The sequence below is a fragment of the Natronomonas sp. genome, from assembly GCF_028274965.1.
GTDB lineage: Archaea > Halobacteriota > Halobacteria > Halobacteriales > Haloarculaceae > Natronomonas.
The window spans coordinates 1-17,809 of record NZ_JAQCNO010000018.1; the positions used below are offsets into that span (position 1 = coordinate 1).

Here is a 17,809-nt window from a genome sequence, read left to right on the forward strand (position 1 = left end):
GCTCGGCCGCCGCTCGCTACCACCGGACCGACCTGTTCGAGGTCGACGTCGAGGGCGAGAACAACGCCGAACTGACGGATGACGCCGACGTCAGAACCGACGCGCCGGTTCTGTTCGACATCCATCCGGGCGAGGTCGAGGAGTTCGCACTCGGGAACGTCGACAACGGGTCGGAACTCGGGCTCTCAGAGAACCGCTCGATCGACGTCGAGACGGCCAGCGACGAGTTCGGCAACGAGGTGCGCAAGCCGGTTCTCGACGCGACGCTTGCGGGTGCGGAGGGCACCTACACCACCGAGGGCGTCACGATCGACACCGCCGACCGCGACGGGATCCGACTCGGTCGGAACGGCGACGTCGAACCGCCGCTCGGCGTGTTCGACGTGACCCTCGAGATAACCGACATCGAGGGGCCAAACACCCACGCACCGGGGGCCGTCACGGAGACGATCGAGAACGTGACCGTCTACCCCGACAACGTGACCGTCTCCGCCGTCGGCCAATCGAGGGACTTCGACGCCGACGGCGGTACCGCGGCGCTCGCCGTCGACCTGGGCGCCGGCGGCGCGGTCGTCGATCGGCTTGATCTCGAACTCCGGCGCACGGCGGGATCGGGGACGGTCACGTTCGACCACGAGGGCGGCGCGCCGACGCCGACGGCGCCGTGGGAGGGGACCGACTACGGCGGCGACGGGGCGCTCGGATCGGACAACGTCTGGGCGCTCGAACGGAACCTCACGGCCGAGGACTTCGACGACGGCGTCCGGACGTACGCCCTCGAAGCCGACGCGCCCGACCGGTACCGGATCTCGGTCGAGGCGATGCCCTACGAGGGCGAACTTGTCCCCGACGCGGCGGCCGTCCGGAGTTCGACGCGGGACGACCACGGCGGGTCGACACGCGACGACGCCGAGATCGTTGCCACCGGGCCGATCACGAGCGTCGCGGGGATCTCCGTCCGGACTGACCACGAGTTCGTCGGCACGGAGACAGACCCCGGCGGGAACGTCACCGTCGAGTTCGGGGCGTTCCGCGACGCGAACGGCAACGCAGTCACCGACACGGCGGAGACGGTCACCGTCGGGTTCGGAAACGAGACCGTCGCGGCCGGCCCCGGCGGCGTCACGCGCGAGGTCGATCCGGGGGCGGTCGGTCCGAACGCGTCCGTCGAGTTCGATCCGACCGCGATCGACGCGGCGGCCGTCGAGACCGGGACGAACGCAACCGTCGCCGTCGGGTTCGAGGGGCACACTCGGACGGACGCGACCGGAATCACGCTCGTCCACCGCGTCCGAGAGCCCGGCGGGTCGGCGTGGACGACCGAATCGATCCCGCAACCGGCCACCGTCCGCGTCGACGCCGACGGCGCGCGCGACCTCGCGAGGTGGAACGCGACGACCGACCGCTACGAGAGTGTGGCCGACGCGGCCGAGGGCGACACCTTCCATCACCGACACACCGAAGCCAAACACCTCCACAGCGGACTGTACTTCCGTTCGGCCGACGAGGGGGCGCGTCTCGGCTTCGAGTTCGTGACCGACGAGGAGGCCTCCGCCGACCTCCCGAACGACTCGGCGACCGTCGAACTCGACGACGGCTGGCACCTCGGGAGCTCGAACTACGACACCTCCGCGAACGCCTCCCGGGAGATCTCGGCCGACCTCGCCTGGACGGAGTACGGCTACGGCGCGGGCGAGGACGCCTTCGTCGTCAGAACCGACGCCGGCGGGTGGCTGTACAACCGGACGAACGGGACCGCCGACGGAACGGCGGCAGTCGGGACCGAACAGGCGTACTGGATCCGCGTCGACCGCGGGGGAGCGCCGCTCGTCCGCGACGTCGTCGCGCCGGCGTTCACCGAGTCCGGGGGCGACGATGGCTCGTGAGACGCCGACGCCACCGCGCGGATTCCTGTTCCTGTCGGTCGCGACGGGGCTGATAGTGGCTCTCACCGTGCTCTGCGGCGGTATCGGGCTCTCGGCCGCCGCCGAGGCGCCCGGCGAACCGGCCTCGTTTCACGGCTCCGCGGTGCAGGCCGACGGGGCCGACATCCCGGCCGGGACGCGACTCGTCGCGGTCGTCGACGGCGACGCCGCGGCCGAGATCCGGATCGACCCGGCGGGCGAGTACGGCGGCCCGGGCGCGTTCGACGACAAACTGCGTGTCGACAGCGACGCCGGCGGGACAGTCTCCTTTCGGATCCCGGCCGCCAACGCGACCGCAAACGAGACCGTGCCGCTTGAGCCGGGCGTCTCGGAGGTCGCTCTGACGTTTCCGAACGGAACGGTCACGACCGACGGCTCCGGCGACGCCACGGGGAATTCCACCGACGGCGACGACGGCGGCGGATCGACGTCGGGTACCGGAGCTGGCGGCGGATCGGTGGGGTCTGGTGGCGGCGGCTCCGGCGGCGGTACCGCCGGCGCCGGTTCCGGCGACGTGACCGGATCGTCGGGCTCCGACGACGCCGGCACGTCGCCGACGGACGGCGGAGCCACGGACGACGAGCCGCTTCTCGTCGAGACCCGCCGCATCGAGAGCGGCTCACGGAACGCCTCCGGACCGACCGTCGCCTTCGAGGAGACGACCGTCCGCGAAATCGCCCTTCCGAGCGGTCCCTCCGGCGAGGTCTCGATCGAGGAACTCGCCGATCCGACAGACGGCGCCCCGCCGCTTCCGGGGAACGCCTCGGTCGTCTCCGTCTCCGAGATCACGGTCCCGAAGCCCTACCGGACCGACAACGCGACGATCCGCGCGGTCGTCTCCGAGGCGTACCTCGAGGAGCGCGACATCGACCCGGCGCACCTGACCGTCTACCGACTGCCCGACGGCGGCGACCGGTGGGAGCCGCTACCGACCGAGGTGTCCGACGTCGACGCCGGGTACCTCGTTGCGGCCCGAACGCCCGGGTTCTCTCAGTTCGTCGTCGCGGGCCGACAGCCGCCGTTGGACGACCGTCCCGGCGGTAACGCGGCGACTGTCCCGACGCCGGAGGACGCGACCGATCCGAGCGCCGATTCCGGCGGGTCCGCTGACTCCGACGACTCCGGCGGATCCGGGCGGTTCGGTGACACCCACCCGATCGTCCTCGCGGCCTCGTTGTGTGCGATTCTCGTCTTCGTCGCGGCCGTCGGGCGCTTCCTGATCCCGCGGCGGCCGAACGACTGGTAGTCTCAGCCGACCGTCCCCGGTTCACGCCGCCGGCCGTCCGGACGCGAACGGTTTTATCCCCGCCGGAGGTAGGTCGGGTATGCGTTTCGGCGCCGACGAGGCCGGCAAGGGCCCCGTCATCGGGTCGATGTTCGCCGCGGCGGTCCGGGCTCGCGGCTCGGATCTGCCGGACGGGATCGACGACTCGAAGCGGCTCTCGGCACCCGAGCGGGAGTCCCTCGCCGATCGCCTCCGGGCCGAGGATCGGATCGAGATCGGCCTCGCGGAAATCACCCCCGAGCGGATCGACGCCGGCAACATGAACGACCTCACCGTCGCGGCGCACGCCGAGGCCATCGCCGCCGTCGTCGAGGGCGGCGACCGGGGGCTCTGTGACGCCGCCGACACCGACGCGGCGCGCTTCGGGACGCGGGTCGAGAAGCGACTCCCGGCGGGCGTTTCGGTCCGCGCCGCCCACGGCGCGGACGCGAGCGACGACCACGTCGGCGCGGCGAGTGTCGTCGCCAAGAGCCGGCGGGAGAGACACGTCGAGGCCCTCCGCGAGCGCTTCGGCGACCTCGGCAGCGGGTATCCGAGCGACCCGACGACGCGCTCGTTTCTCCGGCGGTACTACGCGGAGCGCGGGACGTTCCCGCCGCCGACGCGAACCTCCTGGTCGACGTGCGCCTCGATCCGGTCGGCGGCCGAGCAATCCGGTCTCGACGAGTTCTGAAACGGCACCACGGCTCGGGTCCCGGAGGGGTTTTTACCCTCGAGCAGCGAGTAGGTGGGTATGGACGCGTTCGAGGCGTCGGCGAACGTCCCCCGGGAGGGGTTCGACTTCGCCCACCGACCGGAGACCGACCGGAACTTCGAGTCCGCGCTCGAACGAGCAGACGCCGGTGTCCGTCTCGACGTTCCGGACGCGATCGAACTGCTGACCACCGGGACGGACTCCCCCGGGATCGACATCGAACGCAAAGGGCGCGTGCTCGAGGCGGCCGACAGGCGCCGGGCTGCGGTGGTCGGCGAGGAGGTGACCTTCGTTGCGAACCTCAACAACAACGTCACGACCGCCTGCAACGTCGGCTGTCTGTTCTGTAACTTCAAGGACGCCGCACAGCGCTTCGAAACCGACCACGACGGCGACACGGACGGCTTCACGAAGACGCCCGAGCAGTCCCGCGAGATCGCCCGCGACGCGATCGAACGCGGCGCCTACGAGGTCTGTTCGGTGTCCGGGCTCCACCCGGCGCTCGTCCTCGACGACGAGCACCGCGAGATACTCGAGGCCGCCGAGAGCGAGGGCGACGGCGGGGGTGTGGGCGATCACAACTACAAGCCCGCCTCGGCGTACGCGGTCGATCCGGGGAGCTACGCCGCACAGATCGAGGCGATGAGCGCCGCCGGTGCGCACGTCCACTCGATGACCCCCGAGGAGGCCTACCACGCCCGGCGGGGGACGGACTGGAACTACGAGGACGTCTTCCGGCGGCTCAAGGCCGCCGGCCTCGATTCGGTGCCGGGAACGGCCGCCGAGATCCTCGTCGAGGAGGTCCGGGAGATCATCTGCCCCGGCAAGATCGGGACCGACGAGTGGCTCGAGGCGATGGACGCCGCCGCCGCCGTCGGCCTCGACACCACGGCGACGATCATGTACGGCCACGTCGAAAACGAGGCCCACCGCGCGCTGCATCTCGATCGGATCCGCGAGCTACAGGACCGGACGGGCGCGATAACGGAGTTCGTTCCGCTGTCGTTCGTCCACCCGGAGACGCCGCTCAAAGAGCGCGGACTGGTCGAGACCGGCGCGTCGGTCCACGAGGACGAACTGATGATCGCCGTCTCGCGGCTGTACCTCGATAACGTCGATCACATCCAGTCGTCGTGGGTCAAGTACGGCGACACCCAGGGGCTGAAGATGCTCACCTGCGGGGCCGACGACTTCATGGGAACGATCCTCTCGGAGGAGATCACGAAACGGGCCGGCGGCGACTACGGGGAGTTCCGCTCGTTCCGGGAGTACGTCGACATGATCGAGTCGATCGGGCGGATCCCCGTCGAGCGCTCGACGGACTACGAGAAACGCCGGGTCATCGACGCCGGGGACGGCCCGATCGGCCCGAAACTCGGCCCGAACGCGGACGGCACGCCGCTTCTATGAACAGCCTTAGGTGCCGCTCGACCGAACAAGCGTCCGATGGACCCCTCAGTCTCGCGACGCCGACTGCTCGGAGCGGGAACCGCGGCCGCCGCGCTCTCCGTCGCCGGGTGTAGTTCCCTCGGCACCGACGGATCGGCCGACGAACACGACGTGACGCTCGTCGCCGCCATCGACGAGGAGGCGCTCCAGGCGGCCAGAGAGGACGCCCGGGCGGCCCAACAGGACGCCCGACAGCGCCTCGAGGCGGGCGAGATCGATCAGGCCGAGGCCCGACGGATCGCCGAGGAGGCCCAGGCCGAGGCCAGACAGACCCAACAGGAGCTCCTGTCCGACGCCGTCGGCGACATCGAGTCGTACGCCTCCGAGGCGGCCTTCGAGATCACCGACTCGACCCCCGAATCGGGCGTCGTCCGCGGCACGGGCGGTGGGGACGCGATCCTCGAGGCGCTCGCACTCGAGTCCGTCCAGGCGATCGTCGCCGCCGACGAGTTCGACTCCTTTAGCGAGAGCTGAAGATCAGCCGAGAAGCGACCGGTAGCGCCGGCCGGCCGGCCCGTCGGCGTCGATCGCCGCCGCGATGCGATCGGAGAGCCACTCCGGGGAGACGTACCGATCGTACACCGGGAGCCGCTCCTCAAGCGGCACGGCGGCGGTTTCGGCGATGCGCCGCAGCTCCCGCAGCGCCGGCCACTCGTAGTCGGGGTTGATGTGGTCGTCCGTCACGGGCGAGACGCCGCCCAGATCGTCGATCCCGCAGTCGAGCAGCTCCTCGACGGGCGCGAGGTTGGGCGGCGATTGGATGCTGACGTCCTCCGGCAGCGCCGCCCGCGCCATCGCCGTCGCCTTCCGCATCGTCCCGAGGGCCGGCGCCTCGCCCGTCCAGCGCTCGTTGGGGACGACCGGCTGGACGATTATCTCCTGTATGTGGCCGTACCGCTCGTGCAGCGCCGCGATCGCGAGCAGGCTCTCGGCGCGATCCCGCTCGGTCTCGCCGATGCCGACGAGGATCCCGGTCGTGAAAGGCACCCCGAGCTCCCCGGCGGTCGCGATTGTTGCGAGCCGCTGGCCCGGCTCCTTCGAGCGGGGGCCGCCGTGGGCCCGCACCGTCGCCGTCGTTTCGAGCATGACGCCCATCGAGGCGTTCCGATCGGCGACCAGCTCCATCTGCTCGCGCGTCTGATCGCCCGGGTTCGAGTGCGGCAGGAGGCCACACTCGAGGGCGATCCCGCAGGCCTCCCGGAGGTACGAGTGGATCGAGTTGTGGCCCAGCTCCGAGAGTTGGTCGTGTATCGCGGTGTAGCGCTCGTCGGGCTCGTCGCCGAAGGTAAACAGCGCCTCCGTGCAGCCGGCGTCGGCCCCGCGCTCGCAGATCTCCTCGATCTCCGCCGGCGACAGGAGCGACGCCTCGCCCGGTCGGTCGTAGTACGTGCAGTAGGTGCAGGTGTACCGGCAGGCGGTGGTCAACGGCACGAAGACGTTCCGAGCGAACGTCAGCCGGTCGGCGGCCGACACCTCCGACGGGGTCACCGAGAGCAGCCGCTCGGTCTCTTCGGCCTCGACGGTCACCTCGACGCCGTACTCCTCTGTGCCGAACACGTCCCTCCCTGCGTGGGTCGGGAAAATAAACGAATCGCTGTCGGTCAGGAGCGATCGCGGTCCAGCCCGACGCGTTTTTCGCCCCGATCCGGGTCGACGCCGACCGCGGCGCCTTCGAGCCACGCCGCGGCGGCCCCCTCGCCGTGGAGCGTGAGCTCGACGAGGTCGTCCGGCTCGTCGACGTCGACCGCGAGCCGAAAGGAGTCGACCACCGTGGGGTCGGCGCCGATCTCCTCGGCGATGCGCCGGTGGTCCTCGATCGACGCGCCGTGGTAGTCGGTGTAAAACTCCGGGTGACGGACGACGAGGGCGTTCGTGCCCCCGCCGAGGCCGGGCGCGACGACGACAGCCCCGTCGGCGTCGAACAGCCGCGAGAGCGCCTCCGGCGTCGCGAGGGCGAGATCCGACATCACGACCGCCATCGGCGGCTCCAAGCGCGCGTTGACCGCCGCCGTCAGCGGGCGCTCGTCGACGACGACCGGCCACCGGCTCTCGACCTCGGCCGTCGAGAGCACCGTCGGCGACCCGCCGGCGGCCGCTATCGCCGCACAGACGTCCCGGAGCATCGCCCGGGCGAACTCGGCGCGTTCCTCGGGGCCGAACACGCCTTCGAGACGCGTTTTCGGCTCCGTCGCGGCGAAGGGGACGAGGACGTCGAGCGACATCACTTCAGCCGGCCGGGCCCCTGCTGTCTGGACCTGTACAGGCGGTACCCGCCGGCGGCGAGCACCACGACGACGACGACGGCCCCGCCGACGAGCAGTCCGGTTCTGACGAGTTGGCTCTGTGAGGCCTCGCCCTCGGCCTGTTCGGCCAGATCGATCGCGTTCTCGAAGTTCCCCCGCTCGTAGGCGGACACCGCGTTGCCGAGCAGCCGTTCTGCCTCCGCGGAGCCCGACCCCTCGACGGCCTCGCGGGCGCTATCGACGGCCTCGCGGGCCTCCCTGCTCTCGGCGGTGAAGTGGTGGGTCTCGTGGGACCCGACGGCGGCGTCCGTCCCGCCGCTGCGCTGTTGGGTGAAGTTCGCGACGACGAAGCGGTCCTCCGGATCGTAGCTGTAGCTCTCGATCTCCGGCGTCGTCCCCGTGACGCGGACCTCGATCGTGGCCGTCCCGTCGTCGATGTCGACCGACTGCGTCGCCTCCGGCCCGTCGGTGTCCTCCCGGGAGATCTGATCGCCGGCCTGGTTGTACTGCCGCACCGTCCACGTCGCGTTTTCGAGTTCGGTCCCCGCGACGAGGGTCCACTCGTTGAACTCGTCGAACAGCTCCGTCACCTCGAAGGTCGCCTCGAGTTCCGTCCCCACCTCCGACTCCTCGGGGATGTCCTGTGGCTGGCTCCCTACCGCCGCCGCTGGCCCGGAAAACAGCGCGCCGAACAGCAGCACGGCGACGGCCGCGGCGGCGAGTCTGCTACGGTTCATCGTCGCCGTATTCGATGAGCTCCTCTAAACCGTCTTTGCTTTGGGATTTGAGCTCCTCGCTTCGCTCCTCGGCCTCGATCGCCATCCGCTGCATCTCCTTGACCCGGGGGATGTCCGTCACGCCCGCGAGGACGACGATCGCGGCGACCTTCCGCTCGTTCGGCAGCGGGTAGTCGCCCGCCCGGACCTCCATGCACTCCGTTTGGCTCTCGAGCCATTTTCGGGCCTTGTCGATCCCCTTGCGGTTGAGCGCGTCCGGCGGCCCCGAAACCAAAAGCAGCGCCCGCTCCGTGCTGTCGACCTCGCACTGCAGCGTGAGCTTTCCGAGCGTCGCCTTCCGTACGAGCGCCGTGATCCGGTTCGTCGCGTCGCCCGCACTCGAAAAGCCGTTTTCGTCGTTGCCGCCGCGGAGCCGTCCGAGCAGGCCCTTGTCGTCGTCGTTCAGCTCGATCGCCTCGGAGGCGTAGCCGACGCTCGTGACCCCGTGGTTGCCGAGCGTGTTGATGATCTCGGATGCGTCGACGACGCTTTCGGCGACGTTGTCGCCGAGGGCCTCGACCTCGCCGGCTGAAAAGAGCGCGCCGAAGCGGGTGATGATCTCGTCGTTGATCTCGTCGTAGCCCTCGCCGAGGCTCTCGCCGCCGGTCTTAAACGAGTCGTTGTCGAACGTGAGGAGGTTGTCGACCGACTCGGCGAACGCCTGAAACGACCGCGCCGCGTTCCGGTTGTAGATCCCGCCCTCGTCGCGGCTGGGCAGGATACCGAGCCCGTACACCGGCTCGACGTAGAGCCGCTGGAGGTGCTCGGCCAACACCGGCGCGCCGCCGCTTCCGGTCCCGCCGCCGAGCCCGGCGATGATGAGGAAGGCGTCGATCTCGCTCGAGGCCATCTGGTCGATCGAACTCTGGATCTCCTCGATGTCCTCGCGTGCGCACTTCTCGCCCAACTCCGGTTCCGTCCCCGCCCCGTGGCCCTTCACGATCGATTGCCCGATGAGCACGCGGTTCCCGTTCGGGACGTAGTCGAGCCCCATCAGATCGGCTTTGGCGGTGTTGACCGCAACAGCGTGTCCAACGATGCCGGTCCCCCGCGTCGAATCGTACTCGAGAAACCGGTCGAGGATCTTCCCGCCGGCTTGCCCGAAGCCGATCATTGCAAGTTTCATTGGTCCTTATGAAGGGTAGGGACCCAACGCGTTGATAAGCTTTCGGCCGACGTCAGACGATAGAATGACGCCGGTCGTTGTACCGCGCCGTCGGCGCGACTCAGACGCCCAAATACGCCGACAGCCGACGGAGGCCACTCTCCTCGACGCCGAACGCCGCCGCGTCGTTGTCCGCGACGGTGTTGTCGAACTGCAGCGACCGGTACTGGTCCGACCCCATCCGCGGCACGCCCGGCACGGCGTCGAGCACCGACCCTGGGACGCGATCGAGCGATCTGAGCCCGATCTCGGCGAGCCCCATCGGCACCGAAACGACGCTGACCGGCCGCCCGTCCGCCGCGTGGGCGAGTCTCGCAACGTCGGCGAGCGTCAGCACCTCCGGACCGCCGATCTCGTAGGTCTCCCCGTCGTGGTCCCCGTCCGAGCCCTCCGTCGCGTCGGCGATCATCGGCGCGAGGTCCCCGACCCAGATCGGCTGGAACCGCGTCGTCCCGCCGCCGGGAAGCGGCGTCACGTACGGCGTTGCGAGCCGCTTCGTGTAGCGGACGAACTCGCCGCCGTCGCCGAAGACGACAGAGGGCCGAACGATCACCCACTCGAGCTCGGACTCCCGAACGTGAGCCTCCGCTTGGCCCTTCGATCGGACGTACGCCGTGTCGCCGTCGGGGTCGGCCCCGAGCGCGCTCAACTGGACGAGCCGACGGACGCCGTGCGTCTCGGCCGCGCGAACGACGTTCTCGGTGCCGTCCCTGTGAACCCGGTAGTGCGCCTCGTTGCCGCCCTTCGGCCGGAACAGCGGCGACAGCGCAACGAGGTTGACGACGACCTCGGCCCCCGCGAACGACCCCTCGATCGAGTCGTAGGCGGTCACGTCGCCCATCGCCGTCCCGACGTCCTCGGGGAGCGCCGCCGCGTCGCCCGGCGACCGCGACAGCGCCGTGACGTCGTGTCCGCGCTCGTTTAGCTCCCGACAGAGGTGCGTGCCGATAAACCCCGTCCCGCCGACGACCAGTGCTCGCATACCTCGGGTAAGGTCCGCCGATCGTATAAACTGCCCGCGCCCGCCCGCGGTGTACCTTTTTCATCGCCGCGCCCCCAGCGTACGCCATGGCTTCGGAACTGCTCGATACGGACCGCTGGACCCCGATCACCGACGAGTTCGAGGACCTCACGTACCACCGCTCGACCGACACCGGCGCGGTGCGGATCGCCTTCGACCGCCCCGAGGTCCGCAACGCGTTCCGCCCCGAAACCGTCGACGAGCTCTACACGGCCCTCGATCACGCGAAACGCCAGACGGACGTCGGCTGTATCCTGTTGACCGGTAACGGCCCCTCGCCGAAGGACGGCGGGTGGGCCTTCTGCTCGGGCGGGGACCAGCGGATCCGCGGCGATGCGGGCTACGAGTACGAAAACGGGGACGGCAATGGGGACGAAGACGAAGGCGAGGATCGAACCGAAAACGCAAGCGACGCCGACGGCTCTGAGGCCGAACCGACGGGCGCGCCGCGGCTCCACATCCTCGAGGTCCAGCGGCTGATCAGACACGTCCCCAAGCCGGTCGTCGCCGTCGTGCCCGGGTGGGCCGTCGGCGGCGGCCACTCGCTGCACGTCGTCTGCGACATGACGCTCGCAAGCGAGGAGCACGCGAAGTTCCTCCAGACCGACCCCGATGTCGCCTCCTTCGACGCCGGCTTCGGATCGGCCTACCTCGCCAGACAGGTCGGACAGAAGAAGGCCCGCGAGGTGTTCTTCCTCGGGAAAACCTACTCCGCCGAGGAGGCCGTCGAGATGGGGATGGCGAACGAAGCCGTCCCCCACGAGGACCTCGAGGCGGTCGCCCACGAGTGGGCCGACACGATCTGCTCGAAGTCGCCGATGGCGATCCGGATGCTGAAGTACGCGTTCAACATGGATTCCGACGGCCTCGTCGGCCAGCAGGTGTTCGCCGGCGAGGCGACCCGCCTCGGCTACATGACAGCGGAGGCAAAGGAGGGCCGGGACGCGTTCAACGAGGGCCGCGAGCCGGACTTCCGGCGGTTCGAGTGGCACTACTGACGCGATCGGGGCCCGCCGCCAACACGGGGCGCACCCGCCGTCCGGACACCGCGCACTTATCCGATCGCCGCCCCCACGTCCGACAATGACCGCGGCGGTCTCGCGCCGGAAGGCCTGGCTGATGGCGGCCCGCCCACAGACGCTGCCGGCGGGGGCGGCTCCGGTGCTCGTCGGGACGGGACTCGCGATCGGCGCCGGCGTCTTCGACCCGCTTCCGGCCGCCTTCGCGCTCGTCGGCGCGCTCCTGTTGCAGATCGGAACGAACTTCGCCAACGACTACTACGACGCCGTCAAGGGGGCCGACACGGACGACCGCGAGGGGTTCCGGCGGGTGACCGCCGGCGGCCTCATCGAGCCCGGCTCGGTCAAGCGCGCGATGTACGCGACGTTCGGGCTGTCGGTCCTGGTCGGGACGTACCTGGTCTATGTCGGCGGGGTTCCGATCCTCGTCGTCGGAGTGGCGAGCGTCGTCGCCGGGATCACCTACACCGGGGGCCCGCTGCCCTACGGCTACCGCGGCCTCGGCGACCTGTTCGTGTTCGTCTTCTTCGGGCTCGTCGCCGTCAGCGGCACCTACTACGTGCAGGCCGTCGGCGGCGTCGCCGGTCCGTTCCCGCTTTGGATCCCGGCGGGAACCGTCCCCCCCGCCGCCGTCGTCGCCGGCCTGCCCGCGGCCGGTCTCTCGACGGCCATCCTCGTCGTCAACAACGTCCGGGACCGCGAGACGGACGCCGCCTCCGGCAAGCGAACGCTCGCCGTCATCCTCGGGTACCGCGCCAGCCGGATCGAGTGGAGCGCGGCCGTCGGGACCGCATACGCCGTGCCCGTCGTCTTCGGGCTCGGGGGGTACCACGCCGCCGCGCTCGCGCCGCTTCTCACCGCGCCGCTTGCGGTCCGGATCGGACACACCGTCTGGACCCGAACCGACGGGGCCGCGCTGAACCCGGCGCTCGAACGGACCGGCCGACTGCTTTTCGCCCACTCGGTGCTTTTCGCCGCCGGGCTCGCGGCCCCCGCGTTCGTCTGATCGACCATGCGCGTCGAACCGTTCTCGCTGCCGCTCTCGCGCCCGCTCGAAACCGCCGCCGGCCCCATCGAGACCCGGCGAGGCTTCGTCGTCCGGACGACGGCGACCGACGCGGCGGGGACCGGCGAGGCGACGCCGCTGGCTGGCTGGACGGAGCCCTTCGAGGCGTGCGAGCGCGCGCTCGCCTCGGTCGACGCCGACCCCAACGTCGACCCCAACGTCGACCCCGACGCCGACGCCGATCCGGGATCGACCCTCGACGCCGAGGCGCTGTCGGCCGCGCCGGCCGCCAGACACGGCCTCTCGTTGGCTGTCCTCGACGCGGCGGCACGGGCGGCCGACCGGCCGCTGTACCGACACCTCGGCGGTCCCGAGCGCGCGACGCGCGTGCCGGTCAACGCGACGGTCGGCGACGGCTCCCCGGCGGAGACCGCGGCGTCGTGCGCCGACGCCGTGGACGCCGGCTACCCGGCGGTCAAACTGAAGATCGGCGCCCGATCGATCGAGGCCGACCTCGCACGGATCGAGGCGGCCCGCGAGCGCTGTCCGGACGTCGAACTCAGACTCGACGCGAACGGCGCCTGGGACGCCGACACCGCGGCGTCGGCGCTTCCGAGACTCGAGGCGCTCGACGTCGCCGTGCTCGAACAGCCGCTCCCGGCCACGGCGCTCTCGGCGCACGCCCGCCTCCGGGGCCGCAGCGTCGACATCGCCCTCGACGAGAGCGTCGTCGAGTGCGGCCCGGCGGCGATCCGCTCGGCCGACGCCGCCGACGTGCTCGTCTGTAAGCCGATGGCGCTCGGCGGCGTCGACCGCGCCCGCCGCGTCGCCGAGGCCGCCCTGTCCCGCGGCACCGACGTCGTGATCACGACGACGATAGACGGCGCCATCGCCCGCGCCGCGGCGGTGCATCTGGCCGCGTCGCTGCCCGACGTCCGCGCCTGCGGCCTGGCGACCGGGGGGCTTCTCGCCGCCGATCTCCGGGCTGGGATCGCCCCGATCGAGGAGGGCGCCGCGCTCGTCCCGCAGGGAAAAGGCAATATCCCACCGGGGTGAACGGGCGGACCGAACGATGCGGGACTGGCTCGCCGTCCGGGCGAACGCGACGCCGGAAGCGACGGCGATAGCCCCGACGGCCCCGGCGGGTCCCGTCGATGAGCCCGTCTCGTACGCCGAACTCGACGACCGCGCCGAGACGCTCGCGGGGCGGTTGGCCGCGGCCGGCGTCGGCGTCGAGGACTCGCTTGCGATCTGTGCCGGAACCCGCCCCGAGTTCGTCGCGACGGTCCACGCCGCACAGCGTCTCGGCGCCGTGCTCGTCCCGATCAGCACGCGGCTGACCGAACCGGAGATCCGCGCGCGCATCGAGCGGATCGACCCCAGCATCGTGGTCTGCGAGCGCGACACGGAGCCGGCGGTGTCCTCGGCCGCCGACGCGGCGCTGACGCTCGACGAGCCGACCGACGGCGCGAGTGCGATCTCGGCGATGACGCCGGAGCCGTTCGACCTCCCCGAGTGGGCGGCAACGGACCCCCTCGCGGTGCTTTTCACCTCCGGGACGACCGGCGAGCCGAAGGGCGTCGTGTTGACGCTGCAGAACGTCCTCGCGAGCGCGACCGCCTCGGCGTTCCGGCTCGGCCTCCGGCCCGACGACCGCTGGCACGTCCCGCTCCCGATGTACCACACCGGCGGACTCGCCCCCGTCTACCGGTCGGTGCTGTACGGCACCGCGGTGTCGCTCCAACGCGAGTTCGACCCCGAGGCGACCCTCTCGGCGCTCGAGGCCGCCGACGCGAGCGCCGTCTCGCTCGTTCCGACGATGCTCGATCGGCTGCTCGAGGCCGGCGAACTCCCCTCGCTGCGGTTCGTCCTGCTCGGCGGCGCGCCCTGCCCGCCCGAGTTGATGCGGCGCGCACAGGACCGCTCCGTCCCCATCGCGCCGACCTACGGCATGACGGAGGCCGCCTCCCAGATCGCAACGGCCCGCCCCGAGGCCGCCCGCGCGGCCCCCCGATCGGTCGGCAACCCGCTGATGTTCGCCGACGTCTCGATCGTCGCCGACGGCGGCCGCCCCGTCGAACCGGGCGAGACGGGCGAGATCGTCGTTTCGGGGCCGATGGTCTCCCCGGGATACCTCGAGGCGGCGGCGACCGAGGAGCGGTTCTGCTCTCTGGGGCTCCGGACCGGCGACCGCGGGTACCGCGACGAGGCGGGGCGGCTCTACGTGCGGGGCCGGATCGACGACACGATCATCACCGGCGGCGAGAACGTCGATCCCGGCGAGGTCGCGGACGTCCTCCGGACCCATCCGGGCGTCGACGCCTGCGCCGTCGTCGGCCTCCCGGACGAGGAGTGGGGCGAACGCGTCGGCGCGCTCGTCGTCCCGGCCGCGGGGGCGACCCCGACGACCGAGGCGATCGAGGAGCACTGCCGCGGGCGTCTCGCCGGGTACAAACGCCCGCGGACGGTCGACTTCGCGGCCGATCTCCCCCGGACCCCCTCCGGGACCGTCGACCGCGAGGCCGTTGTCTCCCGGCTGCTCGAGGCGTCGTAGCCGACGCGATCCGCTTAAGTCCCCGTTCGCACTACCCGTTTCCGTGTGCACCCTCATCGTCGCCTGGCGAGCCTTCGATGACGCGCCCGTCTGTGTCGCCGCCAACCGCGACGAAACGACCGACCGCCCGTCGAGTCCGCCCGCCGTCCGCGACGGCGACCCCGCGGTCCTCGCGCCGCGGGACGAACGCGCCGGGGGGACCTGGCTCGGCTACAACGACGACGGCGTTCTCGTCGCGGTGACGAACCGGTGGGTCCCGGGCGACGGCGAGCGGTCCCGGGGGCTGTTGGTCGACGACGGCCTGGCCGAACGGACGGCGCCGGCGGCCGTCTCCGCCCTCGAGGCCGAACTCCGCCGGCGCTCGTACGCGCCGTGTCACCTCCTCGTCGCCGACGAGACCGCGTGTTCGCTCCTCGTCCACGACGGCGATCGGTTCTCCACGCACGGGCTCTCGCCCGGCGTCCACGTCGTCGTCAACGTCGGCTTCGACGGCGAGTGGTTCGTCCCCGAGGGGCGGCCCGACGCCGGCCGCGAACAGGCCGACCGCGCCGACCGTCTCCGGGCGGAACTCGGCGTCCGCCCCGACGAAACGGCCGCCGAGTGGACGACGCGGGCGGGCGAGACGCTCGGCGACCACGAGTACGGCGTCTGCGTTCACGACGAGGGGTTCGGGACCCGCTCGTCGTCGCTGATCCGGCTGGGCGCCGAGGGGCGTTTCAGATACGCCGACGGCCCGCCGTGTGAGACGCCGTTCAGACGGGTCGACGCGCCGTTTTGAGCCGCCCTCGGCGGTCCGATCGCTCCGTCGCGGCGGGCAATACGTTATTACCGCGCCGTCGCAACGACCGGTATGCCGAATCTGAGCGGGGTCAGCGCCTTCGTGACCGGCGCGAGCGGAGGCATCGGAGAGGAGATCGCCGTGACGCTCTCGGAGTACGGCGCGAACGTCGCCATCGCGGCCCGGTCCGACGGGATCTACGACACCGCAGACCGGATCGGCACCGACGCCGCGCTGGCACTCGAGACCGACGTGACGGACGAACAGAGCGTCGCGGAGTCGATCGAGTCGACCGTCGCAGAGTTCGGCGGCCTCGACGTCCTCGTCAACAACGCCGGCGCGATGGGTCCGACCGCCCCCGTCGAGGAGATCGACGCCGACGCCTGGCGCGCGATGACCGACGTGAAGGTGTTCGGCCCGTTCGTCTGTATGAAACACGCCGCCGAACACCTCCGGGAGAGCGACCGGGGGACGGTCGTCAACGTCTCGTCGATCGGCGGCAAGCGCCCGTACCCGAACCGCTCGCCGTACGCGGCCTCGAACATGGCGATGATCGGAATGAGCCGGACGTGGGCCCACGAACTCGGCGAGGACGGCGTCACGGTCAACTCGATCTGCCCCGGACCGGTGGAGGGCGACCGGATCGAGCGCGTGATCCAGGCCCAGGCCGACGAACAGGGCCGGCCCTCCGAGGAGGTCCGCGAGGAGGACTTCTACGCCGACCTCGCGATCGCCGAGTTCGTCACCCCGGGCGACGTCGCCGAGCTGATCGCGTACCTCGCGAGCGACGCCGGCAGACACATCACCGCACAGGATCTCAACGTCGACTCCGGGGCGACGTGGTACTGACCCCCGACCGGGAGTCCCGACCCGGGCGGATCGCCGCCGCAAAACGCCGCGCGCATCGCGGAGAGGACCCAAACGGAAATCTTCAAAAGGCGTCCGGATCGACGGATATACAATGGCTGTAGTACCGTTCGAGATGCTGGCGTTTCTGCTGTTCGCCCTCCTCACCATCGGGGCGAGCCTGGGCGTCGTGTTGGCCCGCGACGTGTGGCACTCGGCGCTGCTTTTGGGCGCCGCGCTCCTGTCGGTCGCGATCCACTACGTGATGCTGCGGGCCGAGTTCCTCGCGGTCATGCAGGTCCTCGTCTACGTCGGCGGCGTGCTCGTGTTGATCACGTTCGCCGTCATGCTCGTTCGACGCGATCCCGACCCTGACACAGATCCGACCCCCGACCGCACCCCCGACGCCGACGTCGACGCCGACACGGAGGGGATGGGATGACGACGCGTCCGCGTCTCTACCGGGGCGAAAAGACCGTCGGGGTGCTCGCGATCGCGCTGTTCGGCTTCCTCGCGGCGGTGTTTCTCACCTCCGGGTTCGGGACCGCGGGGGCGTTCCCGGAGGGCTCGGTGACCGCCTCGATCGGGTACGCGATGTTCGATCTCCCCGGCGGCGAGATCCCGAGCGAGGGCTTTCTCGTCTCGTTCGTGCTGATCGCGATCGTGCTCGACGCCGCCCTCGACGGGGCGATCATGCTCGCGAAAACGGATGAGGACGAGGGACCGGACTGATGGTGCTCGAAACCGTCCCGGCCGAGTACTACCTGCTGTTGTCGGCGGCCGTGTTCTGTATCGGCCTGTTCGGCGTCCTCACCCGCCGGAACGCGATGCTGTTTCTGATGAGCGTCGAACTACTGTTGAACGCCGCCAACATCAACCTCGTCGCCTTCGCGTTCTACTGGGGGGAGGTGACCGGACAGACGTTCGTCCTGTTCACGATGGCGCTCGCCGCCGCGGAGGTCGCCGTCGGGATCGGCATCATCCTCGTGTTGTACCGGAACTTCGACGACGTCGACGTGACCGAAGCGACAACGCTCAGGTGGTAATA

Annotated in this window: 19 protein-coding genes; 14 read left to right on the plus strand and 5 right to left on the minus strand. The window is 70.7% G+C overall.

The genetic code is table 11. The annotated features are described in order from the left end of the window. From Q0916_RS03135 to Q0916_RS03155, 5 genes are all read left to right on the plus strand, one after another. Positions 1-1,886: hypothetical protein (locus Q0916_RS03135; protein WP_299234262.1), on the plus strand; the 1,886-nt coding region annotated here is incomplete at its 5' end. Between the two features lie 55 nt (positions 1,887-1,941). Beyond that, on the plus strand, positions 1,942-3,171 hold the full coding sequence (locus Q0916_RS03140) for a PGF-pre-PGF domain-containing protein (protein WP_299234265.1): 1,230 nt from the start codon (positions 1,942-1,944) through the stop codon (positions 3,169-3,171). A 79-nt stretch (positions 3,172-3,250) separates the two neighbouring features. Further along, on the plus strand, positions 3,251-3,883 hold the full coding sequence (rnhB, locus tag Q0916_RS03145; protein ID WP_299234268.1) for a ribonuclease HII: 633 nt from the start codon (positions 3,251-3,253) through the stop codon (positions 3,881-3,883). Positions 3,884-3,943: 60 nt separating this feature from the next. Next, positions 3,944-5,314, plus strand: a complete 1,371-nt coding sequence (cofH, locus tag Q0916_RS03150) for a 7,8-didemethyl-8-hydroxy-5-deazariboflavin synthase subunit CofH (RefSeq protein WP_299234271.1) — start codon at positions 3,944-3,946, stop codon at positions 5,312-5,314. A gap of 36 nt (positions 5,315-5,350) precedes the next feature. Then, a complete protein-coding gene (locus Q0916_RS03155) occupies positions 5,351-5,827 on the plus strand; it encodes a hypothetical protein (RefSeq protein WP_299234274.1) in 477 nt (158 codons plus the stop codon). 3 nt (positions 5,828-5,830) lie between these two features. Here the strand turns inward: Q0916_RS03155 and cofG are convergent, their stop codons facing one another. From cofG to Q0916_RS03180, 5 genes are all read right to left on the minus strand, one after another. After that, a complete protein-coding gene (cofG, locus tag Q0916_RS03160; RefSeq protein ID WP_299234277.1) occupies positions 5,831-6,910 on the minus strand; it encodes a 7,8-didemethyl-8-hydroxy-5-deazariboflavin synthase subunit CofG in 1,080 nt (359 codons plus the stop codon). Between the two features lie 44 nt (positions 6,911-6,954). Continuing rightward, the gene (gene cofC / locus Q0916_RS03165) at positions 6,955-7,575 is read right to left on the minus strand and encodes a 2-phospho-L-lactate guanylyltransferase (protein ID WP_299234280.1); all 621 of its coding nucleotides are present in this window, start codon (positions 7,573-7,575) and stop codon (positions 6,955-6,957) included. Further along, positions 7,575-8,333 (minus strand): hypothetical protein, encoded by a 759-nt coding sequence (locus tag Q0916_RS03170; protein ID WP_299234283.1) that lies wholly within the window; start codon positions 8,331-8,333, stop codon positions 7,575-7,577. Before Q0916_RS03170 ends, cofC begins: the two co-directional genes overlap by 1 nt. Continuing rightward, on the minus strand, positions 8,323-9,498 hold the full coding sequence (locus Q0916_RS03175; RefSeq protein WP_299234286.1) for a tubulin/FtsZ family protein: 1,176 nt from the start codon (positions 9,496-9,498) through the stop codon (positions 8,323-8,325). The genes Q0916_RS03170 and Q0916_RS03175 overlap by 11 nt, the downstream gene beginning before the upstream one ends. 100 nt (positions 9,499-9,598) lie before the next feature. Then, complete coding sequence (locus tag Q0916_RS03180) at positions 9,599-10,519, minus strand: complex I NDUFA9 subunit family protein (RefSeq protein ID WP_299234288.1); 921 nt, start codon at positions 10,517-10,519, stop codon at positions 9,599-9,601. 86 nt (positions 10,520-10,605) lie between these two features. Between Q0916_RS03180 and Q0916_RS03185 the strand changes: the two genes are divergently transcribed. The 9 genes from Q0916_RS03185 to nuoK all read left to right on the plus strand — a co-directional run bounded on the left by Q0916_RS03185 (position 10,606) and on the right by nuoK (position 17,807). Beyond that, the gene (locus Q0916_RS03185) at positions 10,606-11,556 is read left to right on the plus strand and encodes a 1,4-dihydroxy-2-naphthoyl-CoA synthase (RefSeq protein WP_299234291.1); all 951 of its coding nucleotides are present in this window, start codon (positions 10,606-10,608) and stop codon (positions 11,554-11,556) included. Between the two features lie 85 nt (positions 11,557-11,641). Then, positions 11,642-12,583, plus strand: coding sequence for a 1,4-dihydroxy-2-naphthoate polyprenyltransferase (locus Q0916_RS03190; protein WP_299234294.1), 942 nt, complete (start codon positions 11,642-11,644; stop codon positions 12,581-12,583). A 6-nt stretch (positions 12,584-12,589) separates the two neighbouring features. Further along, positions 12,590-13,639, plus strand: coding sequence for a mandelate racemase/muconate lactonizing enzyme family protein (locus tag Q0916_RS03195; protein ID WP_299234297.1), 1,050 nt, complete (start codon positions 12,590-12,592; stop codon positions 13,637-13,639). A 16-nt stretch (positions 13,640-13,655) separates the two neighbouring features. Next, on the plus strand, positions 13,656-15,137 hold the full coding sequence (locus tag Q0916_RS03200) for a class I adenylate-forming enzyme family protein (RefSeq protein ID WP_299234300.1): 1,482 nt from the start codon (positions 13,656-13,658) through the stop codon (positions 15,135-15,137). Positions 15,138-15,180: 43 nt separating this feature from the next. Continuing rightward, positions 15,181-15,915 (plus strand): NRDE family protein, encoded by a 735-nt coding sequence (locus Q0916_RS03205; protein WP_299234303.1) that lies wholly within the window; start codon positions 15,181-15,183, stop codon positions 15,913-15,915. 72 nt (positions 15,916-15,987) lie between these two features. After that, positions 15,988-16,764, plus strand: a complete 777-nt coding sequence (locus tag Q0916_RS03210) for an SDR family NAD(P)-dependent oxidoreductase (protein WP_299234306.1) — start codon at positions 15,988-15,990, stop codon at positions 16,762-16,764. Between the two features lie 112 nt (positions 16,765-16,876). Next, on the plus strand, positions 16,877-17,203 hold the full coding sequence (locus Q0916_RS03215) for an NADH-quinone oxidoreductase subunit J (RefSeq protein ID WP_299234309.1): 327 nt from the start codon (positions 16,877-16,879) through the stop codon (positions 17,201-17,203). Beyond that, the gene (locus tag Q0916_RS03220) at positions 17,200-17,493 is read left to right on the plus strand and encodes a hypothetical protein (protein ID WP_299234312.1); all 294 of its coding nucleotides are present in this window, start codon (positions 17,200-17,202) and stop codon (positions 17,491-17,493) included. Before Q0916_RS03215 ends, Q0916_RS03220 begins: the two co-directional genes overlap by 4 nt. Beyond that, positions 17,493-17,807 (plus strand): NADH-quinone oxidoreductase subunit NuoK, encoded by a 315-nt coding sequence (gene nuoK, locus Q0916_RS03225; protein ID WP_299234315.1) that lies wholly within the window; start codon positions 17,493-17,495, stop codon positions 17,805-17,807. The genes Q0916_RS03220 and nuoK overlap by 1 nt, the downstream gene beginning before the upstream one ends. Positions 17,808-17,809 lie beyond the last annotated feature (2 nt).